At 62.8% G+C, this 24228-nt stretch carries 26 protein-coding genes and 1 pseudogene; 6 read left to right on the top strand and 21 right to left on the bottom strand.

Annotated elements, in window-relative coordinates; translation table 11 throughout:
* Nucleotides 1–1104: 1104 nt before the first annotated feature.
* Nucleotides 1105–1632 carry a hypothetical protein gene (locus ACQHGV_RS05700; protein ID WP_440979761.1) on the bottom strand — a complete coding sequence of 176 codons (528 nt, stop codon included), beginning with the start codon at nucleotides 1630–1632 and terminating at the stop codon, nucleotides 1105–1107.
* 206 nt (nucleotides 1633–1838) lie between these two features.
* On the opposite strand from ACQHGV_RS05700, the gene ACQHGV_RS05695 reads away from it, so the two are divergent.
* Nucleotides 1839–2636, top strand: a complete 798-nt coding sequence (locus ACQHGV_RS05695) for a hypothetical protein (RefSeq protein ID WP_440979760.1) — start codon at nucleotides 1839–1841, stop codon at nucleotides 2634–2636.
* An 85-nt stretch (nucleotides 2637–2721) separates the two neighbouring features.
* On the opposite strand, the gene ACQHGV_RS05690 is transcribed toward ACQHGV_RS05695, so the two are convergent.
* Complete coding sequence (locus ACQHGV_RS05690; protein WP_440979759.1) at nucleotides 2722–3273, bottom strand: hypothetical protein; 552 nt, start codon at nucleotides 3271–3273, stop codon at nucleotides 2722–2724.
* 106 nt (nucleotides 3274–3379) lie between these two features.
* Here ACQHGV_RS05690 and ACQHGV_RS05685 point away from each other — a divergent pair, with 106 nt between their 5' ends.
* Entirely contained in the window at nucleotides 3380–3658 is a 279-nt protein-coding gene (locus ACQHGV_RS05685; protein ID WP_440979758.1) for a helix-turn-helix domain-containing protein, read from the top strand.
* Here ACQHGV_RS05685 and ACQHGV_RS05680 read toward each other — a convergent pair.
* Both ACQHGV_RS05680 and ACQHGV_RS05675 read right to left on the bottom strand, forming a co-directional pair.
* Nucleotides 3638–4078 carry a hypothetical protein gene (locus ACQHGV_RS05680; RefSeq protein ID WP_440980230.1) on the bottom strand — a complete coding sequence of 147 codons (441 nt, stop codon included), beginning with the start codon at nucleotides 4076–4078 and terminating at the stop codon, nucleotides 3638–3640. The genes ACQHGV_RS05685 and ACQHGV_RS05680 overlap by 21 nt on opposite strands.
* Nucleotides 4079–5442: 1364 nt before the next feature.
* Nucleotides 5443–6200, bottom strand: a protein-coding gene (locus ACQHGV_RS05675; RefSeq protein ID WP_440979757.1) for an IS5 family transposase whose coding sequence is annotated in 2 segments (ribosomal slippage) — nucleotides 5443–5870 and nucleotides 5870–6200 — 759 coding nt in all. Because the reading frame shifts where the segments join, the coding sequence is not laid out codon by codon here.
* 628 nt (nucleotides 6201–6828) lie between these two features.
* Between ACQHGV_RS05675 and ACQHGV_RS05670 the strand changes: the two genes are divergently transcribed.
* Both ACQHGV_RS05670 and ACQHGV_RS05665 read left to right on the top strand, forming a co-directional pair.
* Complete coding sequence (locus ACQHGV_RS05670; protein ID WP_440979756.1) at nucleotides 6829–8265, top strand: ABC transporter substrate-binding protein; 1437 nt, start codon at nucleotides 6829–6831, stop codon at nucleotides 8263–8265.
* A gap of 5 nt (nucleotides 8266–8270) precedes the next feature.
* A pseudogene (locus tag ACQHGV_RS05665) lies at nucleotides 8271–8691 on the top strand (DUF4112 domain-containing protein).
* A 10-nt stretch (nucleotides 8692–8701) separates the two neighbouring features.
* On the opposite strand, the gene ACQHGV_RS05660 reads toward ACQHGV_RS05665, so the two are convergent.
* The 11 genes from ACQHGV_RS05660 to ACQHGV_RS05610 form a co-directional block, all read right to left on the bottom strand.
* On the bottom strand, nucleotides 8702–9409 hold the full coding sequence (locus ACQHGV_RS05660; RefSeq protein WP_440979755.1) for a ribonuclease T2 family protein: 708 nt from the start codon (nucleotides 9407–9409) through the stop codon (nucleotides 8702–8704).
* Entirely contained in the window at nucleotides 9406–9801 is a 396-nt protein-coding gene (locus ACQHGV_RS05655) for a hypothetical protein (RefSeq protein WP_440979754.1), read from the bottom strand. Before ACQHGV_RS05655 ends, ACQHGV_RS05660 begins: the two co-directional genes overlap by 4 nt.
* Before the next feature lie 34 nt (nucleotides 9802–9835).
* Nucleotides 9836–10672, bottom strand: a complete 837-nt coding sequence (gene nadC, locus ACQHGV_RS05650; RefSeq protein WP_183952202.1) for a carboxylating nicotinate-nucleotide diphosphorylase — start codon at nucleotides 10670–10672, stop codon at nucleotides 9836–9838.
* Nucleotides 10669–11655 carry a quinolinate synthase NadA gene (gene nadA / locus ACQHGV_RS05645; protein ID WP_409788437.1) on the bottom strand — a complete coding sequence of 329 codons (987 nt, stop codon included), beginning with the start codon at nucleotides 11653–11655 and terminating at the stop codon, nucleotides 10669–10671. The genes nadC and nadA overlap by 4 nt, the downstream gene beginning before the upstream one ends.
* Before the next feature lie 55 nt (nucleotides 11656–11710).
* A complete protein-coding gene (locus tag ACQHGV_RS05640; RefSeq protein WP_440979753.1) occupies nucleotides 11711–12454 on the bottom strand; it encodes a DUF4230 domain-containing protein in 744 nt (247 codons plus the stop codon).
* Nucleotides 12439–13296, bottom strand: coding sequence for an MBL fold metallo-hydrolase (locus ACQHGV_RS05635; protein WP_440979752.1), 858 nt, complete (start codon nucleotides 13294–13296; stop codon nucleotides 12439–12441). Before ACQHGV_RS05635 ends, ACQHGV_RS05640 begins: the two co-directional genes overlap by 16 nt.
* Nucleotides 13297–13377: 81 nt before the next feature.
* On the bottom strand, nucleotides 13378–14982 hold the full coding sequence (locus ACQHGV_RS05630; protein WP_440979751.1) for a M56 family metallopeptidase: 1605 nt from the start codon (nucleotides 14980–14982) through the stop codon (nucleotides 13378–13380).
* Nucleotides 14979–15347, bottom strand: coding sequence for a BlaI/MecI/CopY family transcriptional regulator (locus ACQHGV_RS05625; RefSeq protein ID WP_183952198.1), 369 nt, complete (start codon nucleotides 15345–15347; stop codon nucleotides 14979–14981). The genes ACQHGV_RS05630 and ACQHGV_RS05625 overlap by 4 nt, the downstream gene beginning before the upstream one ends.
* Nucleotides 15348–15502: 155 nt before the next feature.
* Complete coding sequence (gene grxD / locus ACQHGV_RS05620) at nucleotides 15503–15826, bottom strand: Grx4 family monothiol glutaredoxin (protein ID WP_183952197.1); 324 nt, start codon at nucleotides 15824–15826, stop codon at nucleotides 15503–15505.
* A gap of 24 nt (nucleotides 15827–15850) precedes the next feature.
* Nucleotides 15851–16099 carry a BolA/IbaG family iron-sulfur metabolism protein gene (locus ACQHGV_RS05615; protein WP_183952196.1) on the bottom strand — a complete coding sequence of 83 codons (249 nt, stop codon included), beginning with the start codon at nucleotides 16097–16099 and terminating at the stop codon, nucleotides 15851–15853.
* Between the two features lies 1 nt (nucleotide 16100).
* A complete protein-coding gene (locus tag ACQHGV_RS05610; RefSeq protein ID WP_183952195.1) occupies nucleotides 16101–16424 on the bottom strand; it encodes a DUF1476 domain-containing protein in 324 nt (107 codons plus the stop codon).
* Between the two features lie 227 nt (nucleotides 16425–16651).
* Between ACQHGV_RS05610 and ACQHGV_RS05605 the strand changes: the two genes are divergently transcribed.
* Nucleotides 16652–16786 carry a hypothetical protein gene (locus ACQHGV_RS05605; protein WP_276208012.1) on the top strand — a complete coding sequence of 45 codons (135 nt, stop codon included), beginning with the start codon at nucleotides 16652–16654 and terminating at the stop codon, nucleotides 16784–16786.
* 53 nt (nucleotides 16787–16839) lie between these two features.
* Here the strand turns inward: ACQHGV_RS05605 and leuD are convergent, their stop codons facing one another.
* From leuD to ACQHGV_RS05575, 6 genes are all read right to left on the bottom strand, one after another.
* Nucleotides 16840–17451, bottom strand: coding sequence for a 3-isopropylmalate dehydratase small subunit (leuD, locus tag ACQHGV_RS05600; protein WP_440979750.1), 612 nt, complete (start codon nucleotides 17449–17451; stop codon nucleotides 16840–16842).
* A 186-nt stretch (nucleotides 17452–17637) separates the two neighbouring features.
* A complete protein-coding gene (gene leuC, locus ACQHGV_RS05595) occupies nucleotides 17638–19074 on the bottom strand; it encodes a 3-isopropylmalate dehydratase large subunit (RefSeq protein ID WP_440979749.1) in 1437 nt (478 codons plus the stop codon).
* Between the two features lie 174 nt (nucleotides 19075–19248).
* Nucleotides 19249–19938: a glutathione S-transferase family protein gene (locus ACQHGV_RS05590; protein WP_440979748.1), complete on the bottom strand. Its 690-nt coding sequence runs from the start codon at nucleotides 19936–19938 to the stop codon at nucleotides 19249–19251.
* Nucleotides 19938–20573, bottom strand: coding sequence for a CoA transferase subunit B (locus tag ACQHGV_RS05585; RefSeq protein WP_440979747.1), 636 nt, complete (start codon nucleotides 20571–20573; stop codon nucleotides 19938–19940). The genes ACQHGV_RS05590 and ACQHGV_RS05585 overlap by 1 nt, the downstream gene beginning before the upstream one ends.
* Nucleotides 20574–20575: 2 nt before the next feature.
* Nucleotides 20576–21430: an HAD family acid phosphatase gene (locus ACQHGV_RS05580; protein ID WP_440979746.1), complete on the bottom strand. Its 855-nt coding sequence runs from the start codon at nucleotides 21428–21430 to the stop codon at nucleotides 20576–20578.
* Between the two features lie 194 nt (nucleotides 21431–21624).
* Entirely contained in the window at nucleotides 21625–22326 is a 702-nt protein-coding gene (locus tag ACQHGV_RS05575) for a CoA transferase subunit A (protein WP_183952189.1), read from the bottom strand.
* Nucleotides 22327–22495: 169 nt separating this feature from the next.
* On the opposite strand from ACQHGV_RS05575, the gene ACQHGV_RS05570 reads away from it, so the two are divergent.
* Nucleotides 22496–24145: a thiamine pyrophosphate-binding protein gene (locus tag ACQHGV_RS05570; RefSeq protein ID WP_440979745.1), complete on the top strand. Its 1650-nt coding sequence runs from the start codon at nucleotides 22496–22498 to the stop codon at nucleotides 24143–24145.
* Nucleotides 24146–24228 lie beyond the last annotated feature (83 nt).

The raw sequence follows: 24228 nt of genomic DNA, 5'->3' as shown, positions 1-24228 counted from the left end.
GCCAATGAATCAACCCACCACCGCTCACGCAAGCGATTTAATAGGTCCTGAGCCTAGGAAGCGCCACCCTATCTCAAAGACGCGAAAAGAGATATTAAAGCATTTTCCTATCATTGAAGAATGGTGCAATTCCCATTTTGATTGGTCTGACCTATTCTTTATTGAAAGCCAGATCATAGCTGACTTAATCGAATGCCTCGTATTTGATCATCGAATTGCCGCGTTACCCATTCACGATTCTATTATTATCTCGAACGAATATGAAGGCATAACTAAAGCCCGTTTTAGTGATATGTTTTATAAGCACACTCAAATTAGACCTATAATAAAGTAACTCTACCCCCCCCTCTCCCCTCAACCCACCATACGAGTAGACGTTAGTGGGTTAAGGTTGAGGGAGGTATGTCGATTGTCTGTAGGGTCTGATAACTAAAAATGTCATGCCACGGCATTCATAAAGCGCTGATACAGCTTCACTACATGCAGGCGACAGCACCCTATTCCTGATATGCCGTTTTTCAATTTTAAGCGCCCTTGGAGCATGAATTTGTTACGCACGGTCCAGAGCCGTCCAAATTTTCAGATAGGCGCTCTGACAGGCTTTCAGCCCAAACTAAACGCATTCACGCACGCCATACGGATTATTAGGTAGACGAACGCCTATCTTACTATTCAAACTCTAAGTGTGAGGACAGGGTAATGCGGCACCTACACTATGAATTGACTGGTATGAGCCACCCCGGATTGTTTTAGGACATACCTCCGAAGTACAGGCCAACCGGTACAAAAATTTGCCTTTACATTGCATTTTGTTGGAGATTTGTAGGATAATTTTTGTGACAACATACCAATAAGAAGGGGAATTTGAGGTATGTTGCTTTTGGACATTGAGCGCTTCTTGCGAGCGACAAAAATGGCTCCAACGCGATTTGGGCGAAACGCCATAGGTGATCCATGGCTTGTAACACATTTGAGAAACGGTCGTATTCTAAGACCCGCTACCGCCGATCGCGTACGCGAATACCTCAAAATATCCGAAGAAAAATTTAAGTCATCGTACCAAGACTATATGTCTCATTATCTATAACTTAAAATTATCAACAATTAGAATGAACCCGTGTTCATATCGGCCTGCCTCTTCGCAGAAATTCTATCAATCAAGCGCAACAGAATCACATCCTGATATTGATTTCCGTCGCTCCAAAACTGGCGCATCGATTCTATATTCAATTTTACCGCCGGGCGATCTACTATAGGAATATCGCCGTTCCTCAAAAGATCGTCCATCCTTTTTATGCACATATAAGAATGATGACGCCCTTCCACAAAAGATAAGACAACTTTTCTTGCACTCTGCCATTGCGCGGACCCTATACTTTCAGTCAAATCCGCCGTCGCTCGCTCTGCATCAAACCGGTCGGCAAACCCTGACTTTTTAGGATATGTGACGCAATCTCTGGCCTGTTCGATGGCGTGTACCGCTACCGGTGTGGATGCAACCGGAGGGGCAGGCGGAGGGGGTGGGGTTGGGATAGTTTGGTCGGACTGCCCCGGCTTAGCTAAGGCAGGTGACGTCCAGGCCGCACAGGTAAGGCAGATTATAACACCCAACCTTTGTTTCATCGCGCTCATATAAGTTTCGCCTTATCTATTAATGGCGATAGTGTCATGGATAGGGCGACTGGTCAACGCACCACCCTTTTATGTCATTGAAACATAAGAATTATAATTCCTACAGCTTAGTAAGACACATGTAGGAAAACCTCGGCCATAGGCTGTCTGCGCCCTAGAACAAAACGGAAACATATTGTTCCGTGGTCTGGGTGGGGAGATTTTTGATGGCTACTACCGATATCGTCGTTGTTGGTCGGCGCATTACATCCGGTGGCGTGTTGCAGGAAAATTCGAGGGTTATCAGAGATACCAATTCGCCCGTCGAAGGTGGGTCAGGCGGCGGGGATGGCGTTCAGCCCGAGCCGAATGTTTTTACTGCAAGCGTCAACGTTCTGGTAGACGACCCAAACAATCGAGAGAAGGCATTGGAGGCAGCCAAAAACGTAGCAGCTGCCGTTGCTCAAATTATCGAAGGCGGTAGCAAGCTACCCTACGATACACTGATTCCACTGCCCAATGGTAAGACAATGAAGGTCGGGGATTTGGTCAATCTGGCTAAATCGACAAAGTTTGTTGTAACGGATCGCCAGCCTCCCGCCAATAGGCTTAACGGCGGTGTTGGAAGTGCTGATGCTCCAAACAAAACGGATACGCTCCAATTTGGTAGCTTTGTAGAGGGTCTAGAATTTAATACTTATAGCGCACCCGGCTATCAAGGGCAGGGCATGCTGGGTATCATGCTCCACGAATTAGGACACATGAGCCCGGAGGGGTACGCAAACTTTCTACTAGAAAGTAAAGCGCATACGCGAGAAATTACTGTGCACCGGCTTCCGCAAAACCCTTTCAGGAATTCTGATTATCACAAAGATAATGAAGCATTTGCGCACCAGTTTGCAATTTCTGCGGGCAGAGTTTTGAATATAGAGCTTGGAATCTACGATAATTACAACAAGCCGCCCGTTCCGTATTCCAGTGCCGAAGGGGTTAAGCGTCGTCGGGAAGAAGAAAATGGCTGGTAAAATGTAGTTAAACACAAAAAATCCATTGGGTGGGGGCGGGTAAACCCGCCCCCTTTCTCGTGTTTATAATGGGCAACCGCCCCGCTTATTCTTCCATGCTCACAATCCGCATGGTGCAGCCCGGCGTAACATGAGCAATGACCCGCCCGATGTTCATCCCGCCAAATCCATTCCGGGCGCGATAGATCATAATCAGGTAGTGGAAACCCTTGGAGTTGACGGGCGTGATGGTGGTTTTGACATGTTCAAAGCTACCGGGGTCACGGAGCGTCCCCTTGACAGCCTCCACCACGTCCGGTTCGCTGCCATCCCATGGGCTAAGGCAGTGAAAACCCTTCCGCTTATTTTCCGCATCCTCATCCGCTTGCTTCTTTGCGGCTTCGGCCTGTGCAACTCGCTGCTCCGCTTCGATCCGGTTTGAGCGCTGTTCCCACTTGACCATGACGAACAAGAAGCCCGCGATGAACAGCGCTACGAGAAAGCCACAACCGACAATTGGACCATTTTGACCGCCAAACGTCCGCGAAAGCCAATCCGGCTTAGGTTCACCTAAAACTTTCCGATCTTGTTGGGCTTCCTGTTCCGGCGTCGCGCCTTTGGATATGTAGACGATAAGGAACATGGCGATCGCCGCCATGGCGACGATGGATATGACTGGAATCACTGATTGCCTTCCCGATGCGTTACGGGAATGCTGATTACACGGTTTTTGTGTAGAATCTATCAGAGCCGACAGCAGCGCTATGACAGGCGCAGCTTCTACAACTGGCAAAGGCTTTTTCGACCCTCGTTATCGCGATTTGATCGGGTTGCTTGTAGAGGCTCGACAGCGGGAAGGGCTTAGCCAAGGTGCGCTTGCAAAGCGGCTAGGTCGCCATCAGCAATTTGTGTCGCGCTATGAAATTGGCGAACGGCGGTTGGACGTTGTTGAGTTCGCCGATATTGCAAGGTCGTTGGGCTGTGACCCGGCAGCGATGGTCGGCGCTATGCCCCACCCACCCTTACTCAAGCTTGACATCTAATATCATGTTATGGATTGATTTTTTATTTCTATCGTAAACCATGTTTACGGGCTTACCATCATCTATAAGGCAAGAGTGCTCTGTGCATTCGCCAACTTTTACGACTCGTGATTTCTCTAATTTTTCGATCTTGAACACATAGAGAGGTTCTTCCGGAAGTGCGCCAGGTCCGGTCCAGCGATAATTGATAATTATTCTTCCCTTTGCTTTCACTACCACAAAGCCTTGACGCTGACCGTCCTCAATTAGCGTTTGCAATTTGTTGTCCGGATATGACAGCGGGACATTTGCCTTACACTTCGTGCTCGACATTAAGTATCCGTATTCGTCTATGCCCCATACCACACCGCTTAGGGTGAGCGTTGCGCCGCGCCAACCCGCCAAGTTTTTAGGTAGGTCGCATATGGTGACATTGCGCAATTCTGGTGCGCAACCCGCGATTAAAAGCAATAGGGGGCATAAAGAGGAAGATATGCCGAAATGAGTAAATCTCTTTGGCCACCTATGCAAAAGAGCCTCCCCCAAACAAATCGCGTATCAATCCATGGACCGTGACTTACGACGACTTGCAAGCCCCATCACACGGGCCATTATGGCAAGCGATTTGGAATACGGCAACCAAGTCAGTCTGACCGGTGGACAGCCCTTGTGGAATTTCCACATAAATGCGCGGGGTCGCGGCCATGCCCCGTACAATCATTCATCCGGACATTAAGAATGATACCGCGATACCAACCGCTTCCATGTAATATCATCGGGATAAGGCGGTTGGTCATCGTCTGGACGATCACGGGTTATCCGCCAGCGTATTGCCCCTCTGTTTGCCGTTTTGGGGCAGCTAGAGCATCGAAAGCGCTTGGCGGCATCCGTCAGGCCATCGTCCCAATGCCGCTTCTCGAAGAGCCACCACAGGGCAACGGCATCGAACCGCCTTACCCTGTTGCACCGTAAGCAGGTAACCTCAATCGTTCGCCGATGAAGGGCGCAATGTTCTAGGTTCCGAAGTTTCCGGTTTAGGTGGTCGTATTCGTCGTCGTTCAGCACACAAGCTTATAGGACGGCGGTTAGCTGCAACTGTACTCCCGCATCGGACAACACCGCCCTTGCCCGCTGTGCTGCCCCTACCGCCTGTCGATAGTGGATCGTGCCGAACCGCTCGGCATCCTCGAACGGCAACGGACTCCACTCTTCGGAAGGGTAGACGGTTTCATAAATTGCCTTTGCCGCTGCCCTTAGCCGCGTATCGTGCTGCATGACCGATGCTCCGTTGTTCCAAAGAGGTTAGAACAGAGAGGGAACGATTCGCAATAGGTTGGCATACGTATGGATCGCGTCGCCGATCGGAGCGCCCCCATAATCAAGGCAACGCAATCCTACGGCATGGGCGACCGGTGAACCCGAAGCGACCTTACCGGTGGAGCAAAAGCTGTTCCGCTTTTTCCTTGATCGTGTCCCATCCCCAATATTCGAGGACGGGGAAGAATCCCCGGTCAGCTACCGTTCATTTCCGAACAATATCGTAGCCCCGAAGGATATGCTGCCCACCGTCACGCCAAATGATTGGCGAAGGACGATCATCGCTAGCGAGGTTTCCGAGTACCTGCCCATAATTTTTGATAGCAAGAATGTGCATGTATCCCTGCGCAAGCACAGTTCGATTTGCCAAAGCGGCTGGATCAGGATCAGTTCGCCCGTTCCAGTCGAGAAGCGCACCGCAAAAGCTTACGCGAACAGCGGGTGTGCCGGGCGGTGCCAATTGTAAAACTAGGGTCAGGACTCGTTGATCACAGCCAGAAGATGACCGTGGCAGCGAGGGCGACGGCGGAAAAGAAGGCTGTGGGGCAGCGATCGTAGCGGGTGGCGACGCGTCGCCAATCCTTGAGGCGGCCGAACATGATCTCGATGCGGCTGCGGCGTCGGTAGCGGCGCTTGTCATACCTGATCGGCTCGTTGCGTGATCGCCGACCTGGGATGCATGGCTGAATGCCCTTTGCCTGGAGAGCGTCCCTGAACCAGTCGGCGTCATAGCCGCGATCGCCAAGCAGCCACTGCGCCTTGGGCATGTCGTCGAGCAGCGCTGCCGCGCCGGTGTAGTCACTGACCTGGCCAGCGGTCATGAAGAAACTCAAGGGCCGGCCGTTCGCGTCGGCGACGGCGTGGAGCTTGGTGTTCATGCCGCCCTTGGTGCGCCCGATCAGGCGGCCGAGACCCCTTTTTTTACCCGCAGGCTTGAGGCCGTGCGGTGCGCCTTCAGGTAAGTCGCGTCGATCATGACCGTCTTCGGCTCGGCACCTTTTGCCGCCAGCCCCTCCATCATGCGCGTGAACACGCCTGCCTCACCCCAACGCTTCCACCGATTGTAGAGCGTCTTGTGCGAACCGTAGGCGGCGGGTGCATCTCGCCAGCGCAGCCCGTTCTTGTTGACGAACACGATGCCACTCAGCACCCGCCGGTCATCCACACGCGGCTTGCCGTGACTCCTGGGGAAGAACGGCCGCAACCGCTCCATCTGCACATCAGTCAGCCAAAACAGGTCGCTCATTCCGGTCTCCTTGCGGAGCCTGAATCAGATCGTGACGCTCACATCAATGGGTCCTGACCCTAGGGCATTGGCAGATGCGCTACCGATTATGGCGTCACGGTCATTCTTTAAATCAATTCCAAATCGCCGTGAGTCACCTGCTCTGACTACTTGCGCAAGGCCATTTGGTGAAAATGCCGAGTACCCCACTGCCGCCCCTTACACCGTTATACAATTTGCGTGTCGGCTTTAGACCGGACCGCTGATCAATCTCGAAGATTATATATAATTGCGCGTCTTTCAATTATTTATACGGCAGGGGCTGCTCGCCGGTGGGTCTTATCCTCTATGTTATGACGCATATGATTGCGGGTATAGCCAAAATGCCTGATCGCTTATTAGCCATCCTCCGCGAACAGCCGGTTGACGTATCAGTGGACAAGCTCGCCATTTGTACGTGTAAATTTCGTGTAATCGATCCGGGAAAATGGGGGTAAAAGCGGGTAATCCCGGTCACTCCCATTCACCACGGAAGAACGCTAAACGCATGAATCTAGGTCGAAAAGGGTACTTTAGGGCAAGTGCCCAGCATCGACTTAAAATCGGCTTCCTATGGAGTGCGGGTTCGAGTCCCGCCGTCCGCACCATCTTGCTCGGCGCCGCCCTGGTTTCCGCAACCGCCTGTGGGCGGCGCGCCGATACCGGGCCGGTCGTCGTCAGCGCCGTCGAACGCCACGATCCGAAGGTCGGCGCGTCCTTGTCGCCGATACCCGGCGATGGCGGCATGCCACACCGCCTGTTGCGGGATTCGCTGGCGCAAGGGCTGGTACGGTTCGACGCCAATGGCCAGATCGAACCGGGCCTCGCCGAGCGCTGGATCGTCATCGACGATGGCGGCAGCTATATCTTCCGGCTCCGTGATACGAAATGGAATGACGGCACGCCGGTGACCGCCGAGCAGGTGGTCGCGATCCTGCGCCGGATGGTGGCGGGCCGGTCGGCCAGCCCGCTCGCCCCCTTTCTGACCGCGATCGACGAGATCGTCGTCATGACGCCGCAGGTGATCGAGGTACGCCTGTCGCGCCCGCGCCCCGATCTGTTGAAGCTGTTCGCGCAGCCCGAAATGGCAATCATCGATCGCAGCCGGCATGGCACCGGGCCGTTTCGCATCATCCGGTCGGGCGTTCCGCTGATGCTGCGACCGATCGTCGATCCACGCCGGGCCGATCCCGATGACGACGACGCCCCCTCCCCCGAGGATGATGTCGCGCTGTTTTCCGAGTCGGCGGCGCGGGCGCTGCTTCGCTTTTCGCAAGGCCGCTCGGACGCGATGCTGGGCGGGCGGTTCAGCGACTGGCCGCTGCTCGACCAGCTACGGGTCAGCCCGGCCACGATCCGGGTCGACCCGGCGGCCGGACTGTTCGGCTTCTCCATCGCCAATCGCGACGGATTTTTGGCCGATCCCGCCAATCGTCAAGCGCTGTCCGCGCTGTTCGACCGACAGGCGATCCTGGGCGCCATCGCGCCCAATTGGGAGGCGACCGACCGGTTGCTGCCCGACACGCTGGACTCGGACGCGCCGCCGCAGGTGCCCAATTGGGCGTTGCTGACCCTCGACGCGCGGCGTGCCGCCGCCCGGGCGCGGGTCGTCGCCTGGGGACAGCCCGTGGCGCTGCGCATCGCCCTGCCACGCGGGCCGGGGGCCAATTTGCTCTATGGCCGGATCGGTGCGGCGTTACTGGGCGCCGGCATCACCCCCGAGCGGGTCGCTCAGGATGCCCCCGCCGACCTGCGACTGGTCGACGCGGTCGCACCGTTCGACAGCGCACGCTGGTATCTCGCTATGGCCTGTGCCCCCTGTGGTGACGCGGCGCGTATCGCGATCGATCGGGCCAGGCTCGCCCCAACGCTGGCCGAACGCAGCGCCGCCATCGCCGCCGCCGACGCCGCGGTGAACAGCGACGTATCCTATATACCGCTCGCCCGCCCCTTGCGCTGGTCGCTGGTCACCAACCGGCTGCGGCAATATCAGGCGAACAGCCGGGCCTGGCATCCATTGAACCGGCTGCGCGCCGACACCAATTGATCGGGATGGCCAAAGCTTCCCCGATCGACCCGACGACCTTCGATGCCCTGCCGCTCGACAAGAGCATCACCGCCAGCCGTCAGCGGATCGAGGCGATGGAAAGGCTGCTAGAGCGGGTGGTCGTGCTGCCCGGCATCAACCGCCCGATCGGGCTGGACGTGATGCTGGGACTGATCCCCATCGTCGGCGACATCGCGGCGGCGGCGCTGGGCAGCTATATCATCTGGGAAGCGCGCAATTTGGGCCTGTCGAAATTCCACATGGCGCGGATGATGGCCAATGTCGGGTTCGACGCGGTGCTGGGCTTCATCCCGATCGTCGGCGATGCCGCCGACGTCATGTTCCGCTCGAACACCCCGAAACCTGCGGATCATCCGCAAGCATCTGGACAAGCACCACCCCTCCACCGTGACGGTGGAGGGATAGGCCGATCGCTTCAGCGGCCGCCGCGCCAGATCTTGATCGGCGCGTTCGGCTGGAGCCCGCCCTGATGCGCCGGGCAGCGGGTGTAGCGGAACGCCTTGTTCAGGCAGATCCAGATTTCGTCGAGCCAGCCGTCGCGCGTGGCGGTCACGCGCATCATGTCCGCGCTCATGCCCCGGTTCGCCGAGGCGACCGCACTCGCCAGACCGCCAGCGGTCAGGCCATTGCGCCGCGACAGCGCGTTCATGTCGGGGAAGCGCAGCGCGTGGTAGAGCGCGTTCGACTGCTGGAAATAGCGCGCGGGGCTGTAGCCGGGCATGCAGGTGCCGTGCTTGGCCCATTCATGCTGCATCAGCTGCGCCGAGGGGGTCGCGCACATGTGGCGGCGGACCACGGCGGCGGGCAGGATCGCGGTCGGCTTGCAATATTGCGGCCATTCCTTGCCCTCACCATCGGGCCACAATCCATGCAACGTGAAGCCGAAGCGGTTGCCGGTCGCGCACTGAAAGCGACTGTCCCCCTTCGGATTCCGGCAATATTGCGGGCTCCAGGTAATGGCCAGCGTATAGCTGCCGATCGGCACGATCCGCGTCGGCTGGCTGGCGCTGGGCAGGTCGGGGCGGATACGCGGGATCGCGCCCGGCGCGCGGCACTCCAGCGCCTGTGCGCCGGCCAGTTGCGGTACGGCCAGCATCGCCAGCCCGATCAACATCGTCTTCATGCTTCGTCCACCTCCGCCATCGCGCGATACCAGGCCAGCGCGTTGGGCCGCATCAGCATGACGACCGCGACCAGCGACGCCGCCGCCTGCACCGCCGTCAATATGCCGAACAGTCCCTCGGCCACCGCGCCGACCGAAATCTGATACAGGAACCCGGCAAGGTTCAACACGGTCATCACCACCAGCAGCCCCAGGCCGAACCGGCTCGCCCGCTGCGTCGTCAGCAAGGTCGCGAGCAGGAACAGACCGATCAGCAGGCCATTGGCGAACAGGGCCACGCCGACCCCGGCCTGCGCGACAGTATCGCCCCAGCCCAGCACCGCCAGCACCAGCAGCAGTACGATGGCGAGCAGCGACAGGCGCTCGCCCAGGATCACCGATTTCGGTCGCACGCGTCCCCCCTCTTCATCTCAGAGCCACGGCCGGTCAGGCGGTGGCGAAATCCAGGCCGATATCCGCCGCCGGCGCCGACTGGGTCAAGCGACCGACGCTGACATAGGTCACGCCCGCCTCGGCAATGGCGCGGATCGTGTCGAGCCGGACGCCGCCCGACGCCTCGGTCGGCACACGTCCGGCGACCAGCGCCACGCCCCGCGCCAATTCGGCCGGCCCCATATTGTCGAGCAGCAAATGGGTTGCGCCAGCGGCCAGCGCCGGTTCGATCTGGTCGAGCGAATCCACCTCGACGATGATCCGCGCGATCCCCGCCGCCTTGGCCGCCGCGACCGCCGGACCGATGCCGCCCGCCACCGCGACGTGATTGTCCTTGATCATCGCCGCATCCCACAGCCCCATGCGATGGTTCTGCGCGCCGCCCATGCGGGTGGCGTATTTCTCCAGCAGGCGCAGGCCGGGGATGGTCTTGCGGGTGTCGAGCAGCGTCGCCCCCGTGCCCGCGATCGCCGCGACATAGGCCGCCGTCATCGTCGCGATCCCCGACAGATGCTGGACAGTGTTGAGCGCCGACCGCTCGGCCGTCAGCATCGCGCGCGCCTTGCCCGACAGGCGGAGGAGCGCGGTGCCGGGGGCGACGCTCGCCCCGTCCTCGACAAGCCGTTCGATCACGACATCGGCATCAAGCCGGCGGAAGAACGCCTCGGCGATAGGCAGGCCGGCGACGGTGATCGCGTCGCGGCTCGCCATGGTGCCGACGAAGCGCGCCCCGGCCGGGATGACCGCCGCCGAAGTGATGTCCCCGCCCGGCCCCAGATCCTCGGCCAGCGTCGCGGTGACGAAACCGTCGAGGTCGAAGCCCTCAATCATGAACGCGGGCCCAGATCGCCCTTGCCCACCGTGCCGCTGGCCAGCGTCAGCATGGCGTCGAGGCTCTTCTTGGCCTGGAGCCGCAGGCCTTCCTCGATCTCGACACGCGGGGTCAGGTCGCGGAGCGCCAGATACAGCTTCTCCATGGTGTTCAGCGCCATATACGGGCAGATATTGCAGTTGCAGTTGCCGTCCGCGCCCGGCGCACCGATGAAGGTCTTGCCCGGCATCGCCTTTTGCATCTGGTGGATGATGTGCGGCTCGGTCGCGACGATCAGCGTGTCGCCGGTGATGCTCTGCGCGAACTCCAGGATGCCGCGCGTCGAGCCGACATAATCGGCATGGTCGAGGATGACGGCAGGACATTCGGGGTGCGCGGCGATCGGCGCATCCGGGTGCTCGGCGCGCAGCTTCAGCAGTTCGGTCTCGCTGAACGCCTCATGCACGATGCACACGCCCGGCCAGAGCAGCATGTCGCGCCCAGTCTTGCGCGCCAGATAGCCGCCCAGATTGCGGTCGGGACCGAAGATGATCTTCTGATCGGGCGCGATCTGCGCCAGGATCTGCTCCGCCGACGAGGACGTCACGATGATGTCGGACAGCGCCTTCACCTCGGTCGAGCAGTTGATATAGGTCAGCGCGATGTGATCCGGGTGCTGCGCGCGGAACTCGGCGAATTGTTCGGGCGGGCAGCTATCCTCCAGGCTGCATCCGGCGGCCATGTCGGGCAGCACGACGATCTTGTCCGGCGACAGGATCTTGGCCGTCTCCGCCATGAAGCGCACCCCGCAAAAGGCGATGACGTCCGCGTCGGTCGCCTGCGCCTTGCGGCTGAGGTCCAGGCTGTCGCCGACGAAATCGGCCAGATCCTGAATCTCGGGCTTCTGGTAATAATGGGCGAGGATGACGGCATTGCGTTCCTTGCGGAGCCGGTCGATCTCGGCGCGCAGGTCGAGGCCCGTCAGATTCGTCTGGATGGTCATGGTCCCTCCCCTAGGAGCTTGGCCGTGCCCCGACAATCGGGGAGATGCATGGTCGTCAGCGGGCGTTGCCCAGAACCTCGTCGACGCGGCGCGTCGTGTCCCAGCGCTCGTCATTGGCGGCCTCGTCGGCGAAGCGGACGCGGACAGTCGCCTCCACCCCGACCGCACGCAACGGCATGGCGAAGCTGCGCTCGACCGCGCGGCGCGTCGCATCGCGGGCCAGCCGGATCGGTGCAGGCGCACGGGCCTGACGCAAAAGCTCGACCTGCCCCGCCGAACGATTGGCGGCGTCCAGCCGCTGTTCGGCATCGGTGAAGGTCGTCAGCACGCCACCCGAACCGTATTCGCGGATCGCCGCCATATCGACCTGTGGCCCATCGATCTCGATCGGCGGCAGCGTGACCGACAGCATATGGCTCGTCGCATCCCAGCGCACATCCTGTTGGCGCAGCTTGGCCAGATCGACCTCGTAACGGACCATGCCCGGCATGATCAGCGTGCGCTCGGTCGAAAAGCCCAGCTGCGACTGGCGCGAAGTGACGACCGCGACATAGCGCGCGGCGAAGGCCGACAGCCGGTTCTGCTCGCGAAGCCCCTCCAGGCTGGCGCGCGCAATCGTCGTCGGATCGGGGGTCAGCCGCTCGGCGACATAGCGCTGCACGCCCCACGCCACCAGCAAGCCCGCCAGCACCAGCAGGATCAGCACGCCAGCCACCTTGGTCAGGAACAGACCGACGCCGCCGCGACGCGCGGGTTCGGGTCGGGACGGTTCAGCCGGCCGGGTCACGCGATCGTCCATGTTGCTCCCTCCTCGCGGATCAGCCCGCGCGTGCGAAGGTCATAAAGATGCGCCAGCGTCGATCGTTCCGCCGCCGGAACCAGCTTGGGATTAAGGCCGACATACATGCGCGCGACCATGGCCTCGACCGGAAGGGGCGCCCTTTCCTTCAGCAGCCGCAATATCTGCCCTTCGCGCTGCTTGCGGTGCCCCAGCATGCCGCGCACCAGCCGCTGAGGATTGTCCACCGCCTCGCCATGCCCGGGATAATAGACCCGGTCGTCGCGCCCCATCAGCTTTTCGAGGCTGGCCATATATTCGGTCATGTCGCCGTCAGGTGGCGACACGATGCTGGTCGACCAGCCCATCACATGATCGCCCGAAAACAGCGCCCCGGTTTCGGGAAGCGCGAAGGCGAGATGTTGGGAGGTATGGCCGGGGGTGGCGATCGCCCGCAGGCTCCAGCCATGGCCCCGCACGACATCGCCCTCGGCCAGCACCCGGTCGGGGACATAGTCGCGGTCGAAGGCGGCGTCGGCCCGGCCATCCTCCCCGCCACGAACGCGGGGTGCCGACCCGACGATCGGGGCGCCCGTCGACCGGCTGAGCGGGCGGCTCGCTGGACTGTGGTCGCGGTGGTGATGGGTGATCAGGATCGCGCGGACCGGCCGGCCGGCAATTACCCGCTCCAGGACCGCGAGATGCGACGGATCATCGGGGCCGGGATCGATGATCGCGACATCGCTGTCCCCGACCACATAGCTCTGCGTTCCAGTGAACGTGAAGGGTGAGGGATTGGGGGCGAGCACGCGGGTGACCAGCGGCTCAAGCAGGATCGGAATGCCGGTCGGATGCTCAGCCATTCTTCGCCATGTGGGCGAGCACCCCGCCCAAGGCAAGCCCCGCGCCCGTTCGGACAGGCGCGGGGATGGTGCGCACCCAGCTCAATCGCGCGCCATGTCTGCCTTCAGATTGGCGGTCGCCTGGTCCAGGCCTTTCAGCGCGTCGCGGCGGGCGTCCTCCGACAGGTTGCGATCGCGAGCGATCGAATTGCGGGCATGGTCGATGCTCGCCAGCGCCATGGTCGCGTTCATCTTGGCCATCCGCGTCGCCGCTTCGGCGGAGAGCGCAGCACTTCGTGCCATATGCTCGATACGGTCGGTGCAGATGATGGTGACCTGCCGCCGGGTCTTGCCGTCGATGGTGGTGATGTTCGTGCGGGTATCCGACGATTTGGTGCCGCACGCCTCCGACCGGACGATCGGGACCGGGGGCATTGGCGGCATTTTGGGCATGTCCGCCATCGACATGACCCGCACACCGTGGGGTGCTACGATCCGCATCGTCTTCCCGTTGCGCAGGATGACGGTCTGGGGTGGCACGGGCGGGGCCGGCGGTGCGACCGGGGCATGAGCCACCTGCGGCGGCGTCGGAACGGTCGGCGGCGTCGCGGCGATCGCATCGCGGGTCATGGCCGGCGCGACGGGCGCACGCGGGGCGGTCGGCACGTCGGGGACTTCCGGCACGGTTTCGGGCGCGGCGACGGCCGGCATGACGGGCGCGTTGCTGGTCAGGTCGACGCCGATGGTCCGCTCGACCTTCTTGGTCAGCGCCGCCGCCGCCGGCGTGCCCGACGCGGTGATACCCAGCCCGCCGAGCACGAGCAGCGACACGGTCGCCCCGCCCACCGCCAGTTGGCGACGCGATTTCGGAGAAGTCGTCAACATCTTCAGCCTCCCTTTCAGATCGTCGATGGTATGGAGATGGCACGCGCCCGACAGTGCGCGGCCATGCGCGGCCTTTACGATGGCGCAGGCATAGACGTGCCGGTCGGCGCGGCTGCGCCCCTTCAGGACGCGGGCGTCGTTGGCCAGCTCCTGATCGGCGCGAAAGGCGTGGAAAGCGCGCCAGGCGACGGGGTTGAACCAGTGGAGCGCCAGCACGGCGAGTGCGATCCAGTTGGCGATCAGGTCACCACGCTCGTGGTGGCCCAGCTCATGCGCCAGCGCCAGATCGCGCTCATCGGCGTCATAACGCTCGTCGAAATCGCGCGGAAAGGCGACGTAACGGTGCCAGATGCCGAAGGCGAGCGGCCCCGGCGCGCCGTCGCTGGCGACGACCCGCACGCCCTTCACCGCCTCCAGCGTTTCGGCCGAGGCCAGCAGCCGGCTGCGGAACCGCCAATGCCGGAACAGTTGGAAGCCCAGGAACCCGGCCGCGCCGATGATCCAGAACAAGGCGATCCCCTGCCCCAGCATCGACCAGATGCTCGGACCAGCGAGTTGCGTGGGCAGCTGTTCGGCGACCGGCACCATGACATAGGTCGCGAACCGCTCGCTCGCGGCGGCCAGCGGCGGCGTCGCCTGTTCCGACAGCCCGCGCGGCAGGGGCGGCAGGACCAGCCTCAGCAGCGGCAAGGCCCAGAGCGCATAGGCGATCTGCGGACCGAACGCCTCGCGGACATGGCGGCGCGCCAGCAGGACCAGCGCCATCAGCAGCGTCGAGGCGATCATCGCCTCCACCGCCCAGCCAAGTTGCGCGCCGCTCACGCCTTCAGCTCCTTGAGCAGCGCCTCGATTTCCGAAATGTCCTGCGCGGTCAGTTCGTCGCGCTCCGCCAGATGCGCGACCAGCGGAGTCAGGCGGCCACCGAACAGCCGGTCGATCAGGCGGCGAGATTCGCCGACGACGTAATCGTCACGCTCGACCAGCGGCCGATAGAGATAGCGACGCCCCTGCTCCTCATGCGCGATGGCGTTCTTGGCAAGGAGGCGGCCGAGCAGCGTCTTGACGGTGTTGGTGCTCCACCCGCGTTCGGGATCGACCCGCTCGGCGACATCCTGCGCGGTGAGCGGCGCATCCTCCCATAGGACCTCCATCACCGCATGCTCGGCATCGCTGATCCGCTCGGCCATCGACTCGACTCCCCTTATGACTACAGACGTAATCCTATTCCGATTACAGACGTAGTCAATAGGGTCGGATCTTTCCTCCCCTGCAAAGGGAGGAATGAAAAAGGAGGCCGGATCGAAACCCGGCCTCCCTCTTTTTCAATCGTCAAAAACGGCGCTCAGGCCGTCTTCACGTCCTGCACCAGCTCGGCCAGTTCACCGCTCTCGTACATCTCCATCATGATGTCCGAGCCGCCGACGAACTCGCCCTTGACGTAAAGCTGGGGAATGGTCGGCCAGTCCGAATAGGCCTTGATACCCTGGCGGATGCCCTGATCCTGCAGCACGTCGACGCTCTCGAAGGGCACATCGAGATGGTTGAGGATCGCCACTGCCCGGCTGGAAAAGCCGCATTGTGGAAACAGGGGCGAGCCCTTCATGAACAGCAGGACGGGGTTGGCCTTTACCAGCGCGTCGATCCGCGCATTCGTGTCGTCGGTCATATCGGTCTTCCTTGGGAAAGGGTGTCAGGCGCTCGCGGCGTCGGCGGGCACCGCGGTGGTCAGTTGCAGGGCGTGAAGCTCGCCGCCCATGCGTCCCCCGAGCGCGGCATAGACGGCGCGGGTGCGGGCGACCCGGCTCATCCCTGCAAAGCTCGCGGCGGTGACATGCGCGGCATAGTGGTCGCCGTCACCGGCCAGATCGGTGATCTCCACCGTCGCGTCGGGAATGGCGGTACGGATCATCGCGGCAATATCGTCGGCGGCCATCGGCATGTCAGCGACTCTCCATCAATTGGCGGCGCGCCTCGACCAGTTGCTCGTCGAGCGCGCGGCGGACCTCGGCCTCGTCGACATCGATCCCGGCGGCGGTCAGATCGCCCAGCAGCTTGCGGATCACGTCCTCATCACCCGCTTCCTCGAAATCGGCTTGGACGACCGCCTTGGCATAGGCGTCGGTCTCGGCGGGGGTCAGCTTCATCCGCTCGGCCGCCCATTGCGCGACCAGCCGGTTGCGGCGCGCCGTGATGCGGAACATCATGTCCTGATCGGCCACGAACTTGGCCTCAAATCCACGCCGGCGTTCGTCAAAACTGTCCATCGATCCGCTTTCCCCCGGCCCTGTCACGGGCATTCGAACATGGACCTGAAATAGGCATGGCACGCCGCGCACGCAACCGATCCCGGGGCCGTATGACGCGACACTCGTTTCGATGCGTCAACGAGATCGGAACAGGATGGCGATTGAAACGTATGTAAGTGACATAACAGCAGGCGGATGGCCGACCCGTCGGACCCGAAAAACCGCCCAACATAGGAGAGAGCGTTATGCGTGACCCTCTGCCCATGCCGCCGCATGAGGATATGCGGCGATCGCCCCCGATGGCGGGGATCGTCAACGGCATGATCGGTTCGCTGGCCCTTTGGGCGATCATCGCCGGCGTCGTCGTCGCGGCGAACTGATCACAGCCGGGGGAACGGCGCCTCACGGCAGCGCGCCGTCCCGCCTTATCGAATCAGCCCTGGCTCGCCGCCAATCGCGTCCGCCCCTCGACCCAGGGACGCCCGGCCGCCAATTGCTTCTCATAGCCGCCGATCGCATCGGCCCGCTCCAGCGTCAGCCCGATCTCGTCTAGGCCGTTCATCAGGCATTCGCGACGAAAGGGATCGAGTTCGAACGAAAACCGATCCTGGAACGGCGTCGTAACCGTCATCGTCTCCAGATCGACCGTGATCGGCTGATCCTTCGCCACCTCGACCAAGCGGTCGATCGCTTCCTGCGGCAGGACGACGGGGACGATGCCGTTCTTAAAGGCATTGCCCGAGAAAATGTCCGAGAAGCTCGGCGCGATCACCGCGTGGATGCCCATATCCGCCAGGGCCCAGGCAGCATGTTCGCGGCTGGACCCGCAACCGAAATTGTCCCCCGCGATCAGGATCGGCGCGCCGGCATAGCGCGGGTCGTCGAAGATATTGCTCGGCTGCGCGCGCACCGTCTCGAACGCGCCGCGTCCCAAGCCGGCGCGGGTGATCGTCTTCAGCCAATGCGCCGGGATGATGACGTCGGTGTCAATATTCTTGGCACCCCATGGATAGGCGGTGCCGGATACGGTGGTAACCGGGTTCATTCCAATTCCTGTCCTTCCACCCCGCCCATATGCCGACGGGCGGCGAGGCTTAGCGCGGTTGTTCGGCCGTCGCGGGCTTCGAGGCGACCCCGGCGGCATAGGCCGCCGCACCGCAGAGCACCGCACCGGTGACCAGCAAGACCAATACATGCTTCATGATGCCGTCACTTCCCTGTTTTCATGACGTTATTCGTGGACCATCAACGTTCTAACATCGGAAAGGCGCCCGGTCACGGCCGCAGCGGCCGCCATGGCCGGTGACAGGAGATGCGTCCGCGCCCCCGGCCCCTGCCGCCCGACGAAGTTGCGATTGGAGGTCGAGGCGCAGCGCTCGCCCGGCGGCACCTTGTCGGGGTTCATCGCCAGGCACATCGAGCAGCCCGGCTCGCGCCATTCGAAGCCCGCCTGGACGAACACGCGGTCGAGCCCTTCCGCTTCGGCCTGGCGCTTGACCAGTCCCGAGCCGGGGACGACCAGCGCACGCACCCCGTCCGCCACCTTGCGGTCGCGCGCCACGGCGGCGGCGGCGCGAAGGTCCTCGATGCGGCTGTTGGTGCAGCTGCCGATGAAGACATGCTGAACGCTGATGTCCTGCATCGCGGTGCCGGGGGTCAAACCCATATAATCCAGCGACTTGCGCGCCGCTTCTCGCTTCGAGGGGTCGGCGAAGCTGTCGGGGTCGGGCACGACGCCGGTGATCGGCACCACATCCTCGGGGCTGGTGCCCCAGGTCAGGTTGGGCGCAATGTCGGCGGCATCGAGCGTCACGACCTTGTCGTACACCGCGCCCGGATCGGTCGGCAGCGTCTGCCACCAGGCGACCGCCTTGTCCCAATCCGCACCCTTGGGTGCCATCGGGCGATCCTTCAGATAGGCGAAGGTCGTCTCGTCCGGCGCGATCAGGCCGGCGCGCGCACCGCCCTCGATCGACATGTTGGCGATGGTCAGGCGACCCTCGACCGACAGGTTGCGGATGACGCTGCCGGTGAATTCGATGACATGGCCGGTCCCGCCCGCCGCACCGATCTTGCCGATGATCGCCAGCACGACGTCCTTCGCCGACACGCCGTGACCCAGCACGCCGTCGACGCGGACCTCCATCGTCTTGGACGGCGAGAGCAGCAAAGTCTGGGTCGCCAGCACATGCTCGACCTCCGACGTGCCGATGCCGAAGGCCAGCGCACCCAACGCGCCATGCGCCGAGGTATGGCTGTCGCCGCAGACGAGCGTCGTGCCCGGCAGGGTGAAGCCCTGTTCCGGCCCCACGACATGGACGATGCCCTGCGCCGCCGCCGTCGCATCGATATAGTCGACGCCGAATTCGGCCGTATTGCGGCGAAGTGCCTCCAGCTGCTGCGCACTCTCCGGATCGGAGATGGGCATCAGACGGCCGCTGGCGTCGGTACGCGGCGTCGTCGGCAGGTTGTGGTCGGGCACCGCCAGCGTCAGCTCGGGACGGCGCACCTTGCGCCCCGCCGCGCGCAGGCCTTCGAAAGCCTGCGGGCTGGTCACCTCGTGCACGAGGTGGCGGTCGATATAGATGAGGCAGGTGCCATCGGGCCGCCGTTCGACAACGTGCGCGGCCCAGATCTTCTCGTACAGAGTCTGGGGTCGTTGGGCCATGATGGGGGCGCTGTTATCCGAAAAGGTGCGGAACGCAAAGGCTTTGCGCAATGTTATTTCGCTTTGATCGGCGATTCCCTTGGCCTTCGACTTTGCTCAGGCTGAACGGCGTGAGGGAGTTGCCCTCTACAACCTCCGTTCAGGCTGAGCGAAGTCGAAGCCCACGCCCCGCCCTCACCCTTGGGCGCGGTAATCCGCCGTCACACCGCCACACTCGGCGAGTTCGATCTCATGATCCGGATCGCGCCACGTCTCGGCCAGCGCCTGCGCTTCCCATTCCATCATCGCCGGATGGGCCAAAACCGTCTCAACCCAAGCCGCCCCCGCCGCACCGACGTCGATGCCATAGGTCCGCACGCGGAACGCCACCGGCGCGTAAAAGGCATCCACCGCCGAAAAACGCTCGCCCGCCAGCCAAGGCCCGCCAAAGCGCGAAAGCCCCTCGCCCCACAATTCCGCCAGCCGCGCGACATCGCGCTCCAGCCGGGGCGAAGGCGGGTTCGCGTCCACCCGCACCCCGACATTCATCGTCCGCTCGGCCCGCAGCGCGCCGAGGCCGCCATGCATCTCCGCCACCGCGCACATCGCCCAGGCGCGCGCCGCTTCATCCTCCGGCCAGACACCCGAATGCCGCTCGGCGAGATAGAGCGTGATACCGAGCGAATCCCACACGGTCCGCGCGCCATCGAGCAACACCGGCACCTGCCCGGTCGGCGAGAAGGCGCGGAACGCCGCGTAATTCTCCGCCGCCGCGAACGGCTCGACACGATCTTCGAACGCGATCCCCAGCGCCTTCATCAGCAGCCAGGGACGCAGCGACCAGCTCGAATAATTCCGGTTCGCGGTGACGAGGGTGTACGTCATCAGCGCTCGAACTTCGCCGTCGTCTTGGCGGCGACCTCATCGGCGGTGACGCCGGGCGCACATTCGATCAGGCGGAAGGCGCTGTCGTGATCGGGGCGCTGGAACACCGCCAGATCGGTGACGATCATGTCGACGACGTTGCGCCCGGTCAGCGGCAGGGTGCATTCGGGGATAAACTTGGGGCTGCCGTCCTTGGCGCTATGCTCCATGACGACGATGATCTTCTTGACGCCCGCGACCAGATCCATCGCGCCGCCCATGCCCTTGATCATCTTGCCGGGGATCATCCAGTTGGCGATGTCGCCGCCTTCCGACACCTCCATCGCGCCCAGCACGGTCAGGTCGATATGCCCGCCCCGGATCATCGCGAAGCTGTCGGCGGACGAGAAATAGACCGAGTGCGGCAATTCGCTGATCGTCTGCTTGCCGGCATTGATCAGGTCGGGATCGACCTCGTCATCATAGGGAAACGGCCCGATGCCGAGCATGCCGTTTTCGGATTGCAACGTGACTTCAACCCCTTGCGGGATATGGTTGGCCACCAGTGTCGGGATGCCGATGCCAAGATTGACGTAGAAGCCGTCCTTCAGCTCCTTGGCGGCACGGGCGGCCATTTCGTCGCGGGTCCAGGCCATGGTTACTCTCCTGTCGGATGCCACCGCCGGTCGGCGGGGAAGATGTCGTCGGCCGCACCCTTCAGCGCCTTGCCGTAGACGGGATTGGGGAAGACGAACCAGCCGCGCCCCCACAGCGCGGCGATGCGCGGGCCCTCGGCGCGGGCGCGACGCTGCGCCACTGTGGCAGAGGTGTTGAACAACTCACTGAAATCGCCCAGCTGGTCGCCGCCCATGGCGATCACGCAATAGCGCTGGGCGATCTGCCAGCGGCGCGGGTCCTTATTGTCGCCGCTGCCCGTGTCGGGGCGCACGAACAGCGTGTCGCCATGCACCGCCGGGCCCAGCCCGGCCGCATCTATCACGCGCGCCGCCCCGGCAGGATCGTCGCGATTGGTGTTGAAAATGACGGTCACGCCCATCGCGCGCAGATCGGCGATGGCCGCCACCGCGCCGGGCGTCGGCAGGACGGCATGGCCATCGCTCTGCTCCCAGGCGCGCCAGCGACCGGGAAAGTCGCGGTCGGCGCGGCCGGTCAGATCGTCATATTCGAAGCCGAGATTCTGGAGGACCGTCTCGTCGACGTCGAAGACCGCCGCCGGGCGCTTGCCCATGCAAGGGACGAAGCGGGGGCTTTCGAGGCTGGAGCCCTGTGTCAGCACGACGCTGTCGGCCTGGGGACGGCGCACCCGGTCGGCGGCATAGGTGACGAGCGCGTTCCAAGCCTGACGCGAGATCGCGTCGGCTTCGGCCGAGCCGTAGAGATATTGCATCCCGGCGAGCTTGGGGTTGGTGGAGGCTGAGGGGGGCGGGGCCGGGCTGTTGTTGCCAACGGCGACGACGCAGCCGGATAGGGTCAAGGCGGCGGCGAGGGTCATGCCCAGCCTCAGGCCGGGGAGCCCTCCCCCAACCTCTCCCGCCTGTGGGAGGGGAGAGGATATGGGGCAGTCGTTTGGTTTTAATCGCCAGTTTCTCATTGCCACGCCCTCCGCCAAACACGCTCCCCCTCCCGCAGGCGGGAGGGGGTCGGGGGGAGGGCCAGCGCTCTCCGCATCCCCCGCCCCCCAGAAACTCAAGCCCGCTCGCGAACCGTACGGAACTCGATCTTCTTCTCGTATGGCGCGCCGACGATCATCCGCTTCACATAAATCCCCGGCAGATGGATCTGGTCGGGATCAAGCGAACCTACCGGCACCACCTCTTCGACCTCGGCGACGCAGATGCGGCCCGCCGTCGCCATCGGCTGGTTGAAGTTGCGCGCGGTCTTGCGGAAGATCAGGTTCCCGGCCTCATCGGCCTTCCAGCCCTTGATGATCGACAGGTCGGCGCGGATGCCGCGTTCGAGGATATAATCCTCCCCGTCGAAGCTCTTCACTTCCTTGCCTTCGGCGACCTTCGTGCCGACGCCGGTCTTTGTGTAGAAGCCCGGAATTCCTGCGCCCCCGGCCCGGCATCGCTCGGCGAGCGTGCCCTGCGGGCAGAACTCGACCTCAAGCTCGCCCGACAGATATTGCCGCTCGAACTCCTTGTTCTCGCCGACATAGGACGAGATCATCTTCCTGACCTGATGCGAACGGAGCAGCTTGCCGAGCCCCACGCCGTCGATCCCGGCATTGTTGCTGGCGATGGTCAGGTCCTTGACCCCGGCGGCCTCGATCGCGTCGATCAGCCGCTCCGGGATGCCGCACAGGCCAAAACCGCCGGCGCAGATCGTCATGCCGTCATGGAGCAGGCCGTCGAGCGCGGCGGCCGCGTCGGGATAAAGCTTCTGCATGGGCGTCCTCCCTGAATGTGCCGAAGCGTTAGGCGGAGGCACGGAGCCGGGTCAACCCAGCGTTTGCGCTTTGCGCGGGCCAGCGTTTGCGCTTTGCGCGGGCCAGCGTTTGCGCTTTGCGCGGGCCAGCGTTTGCGCTTTGTCACGAAGCGGGGTTAGGCTGTCCCCTATGACCTTGAAAACCGGCGGACGCCTGCTTGTCGATGCGCTTCTCGAACAGGGGTGCGACCGCATCTTCACCGTGCCGGGCGAGAGTTTCCTGGCGGTGCTCGACGCGCTGCACGACACCCCCGCCATCGATCTGGTGACGTGCCGGCAGGAGGGCGGCGCGACCTTCATGGCGTGCGCCGACGGCAAGCTGAGCGGGCGGCCGGGCATCGCCTTCGTCACGCGCGGGCCGGGCGCGACCAATGCGGCGATCGGCGTGCATGTCGCGCGACAGGATTCGCAGCCGATGATCCTGTTCATCGGCGATGTCGACCGGGGCACGCGTGATCGCGAGGCGTTTCAGGAGGTGGATTTCCAGGCGATGTTCGCGCCGCTCGCCAAATGGGCAGCACGGATCGACGACGCCGCGCGCATCCCCGAATATATTGCGCGCGCCTATGCCACCGCGATGAACGGGCGGCCCGGGCCGGTCGTCCTCGCCCTGCCCGAGGACATGCTGTGCGACATGGTGGAGGGCACGCCGCGCCCCCGGATCGCGCGGCCCGCGCAGGATGTGATGATCGAGGATGTGCTGGCCGCCCAAACCTTGATCGAACAGGCGACGCGGCCCGTCGCGATCATCGGCGGCGCCTATTGGGATGCCGAGACGGTCGCCGCCGTCGAACAATGGGGCGAGGCGGCCGGTATCCCGCTGGTTTCGGCGTTCCGGCGGCAGGATGCGGTGTCGGCCGGTTGCCCGGTCTATGCGGGCAATCTGGGCTATGGCCCCAACCCGGCGCTGGTGAAGCGGGTGCGCGAGGCCGATCTGCTGATCGTGCTCGGCGCGCGGTTGGGCGAGGCGACGACCGATGGCTATAGCGTCGTCACGCCCGATCATCCGGGTCAGACGCTGATCCACATCCATCCCGACCCGGAGGAGTTGAACAGCGTCTATCGCGCCGACCTGGCGCTATGCAGCGACGTGCACCGCGCGGTCGGGATGCTGGAACTGCAGGCGAGCGAGGCGGCCAACCCGCATCCATCGGGCGTGGAAGCGCATGCCGACTATCTTGCCTGGTCTGACCCCGCTCCACGCGATGGCGTGACGCTGGACCTTGGGCAATGCGTCGCCGCGATGCGGGGGGCGCTGCCGGCCGACACGATCATCTGCAACGGTGCGGGCAATTATTCGGGATGGTGGCACCGCTATTGGCGTTACGAGCCGGGAAGCCAACTCGCCCCGACCTGCGGCGCCATGGGCTATGGCGTCCCCGCCGCCACCGCCGCCGCCCTTCGCCATCCCGAGCGGATGGTGGTGGCGCTGGCGGGCGATGGCTGTTTCCTGATGAACGGACAGGAACTGGCAACCGCCGTGCAGCATGGCGCATCGATGCTGGTGATCGTCGTCGATAATGGCGGCTATGGCACGATCCGCATGCACCAGGAACGCGAATATCCCGGTCGCGTGGCGGCGACGCGCCTAGCCAATCCGGATTTCGCGGCGTTGGCCCGTGCCTATGGCTGCTGGAGCGAGACCGTCACGCGGACCGACGACTTTGCCCCCGCCCTTGCCCGCGCCATCGCCGAGACCGGCGTCCGTGTCCTGCATTTGAAGACCGATATCGAGGTGATCACCCCCGCCACCACGCTGTCGCGAATCGCGGGGCGCTGATCCGATACGGCCGTCTGTCCGCGATCCCGATCGGCACGACCGAACCAACCAATAACCACAGCGTTTAACGCGTTTTACACCAA

Origin of the sequence: Sphingomonas pseudosanguinis (genome assembly GCF_052056765.1) — a bacterium.
GTDB classification, from domain to species: Bacteria; Pseudomonadota; Alphaproteobacteria; order Sphingomonadales; family Sphingomonadaceae; genus Sphingomonas; species Sphingomonas pseudosanguinis.
This window is presented reverse-complemented; position numbering and strand designations above follow the sequence as displayed.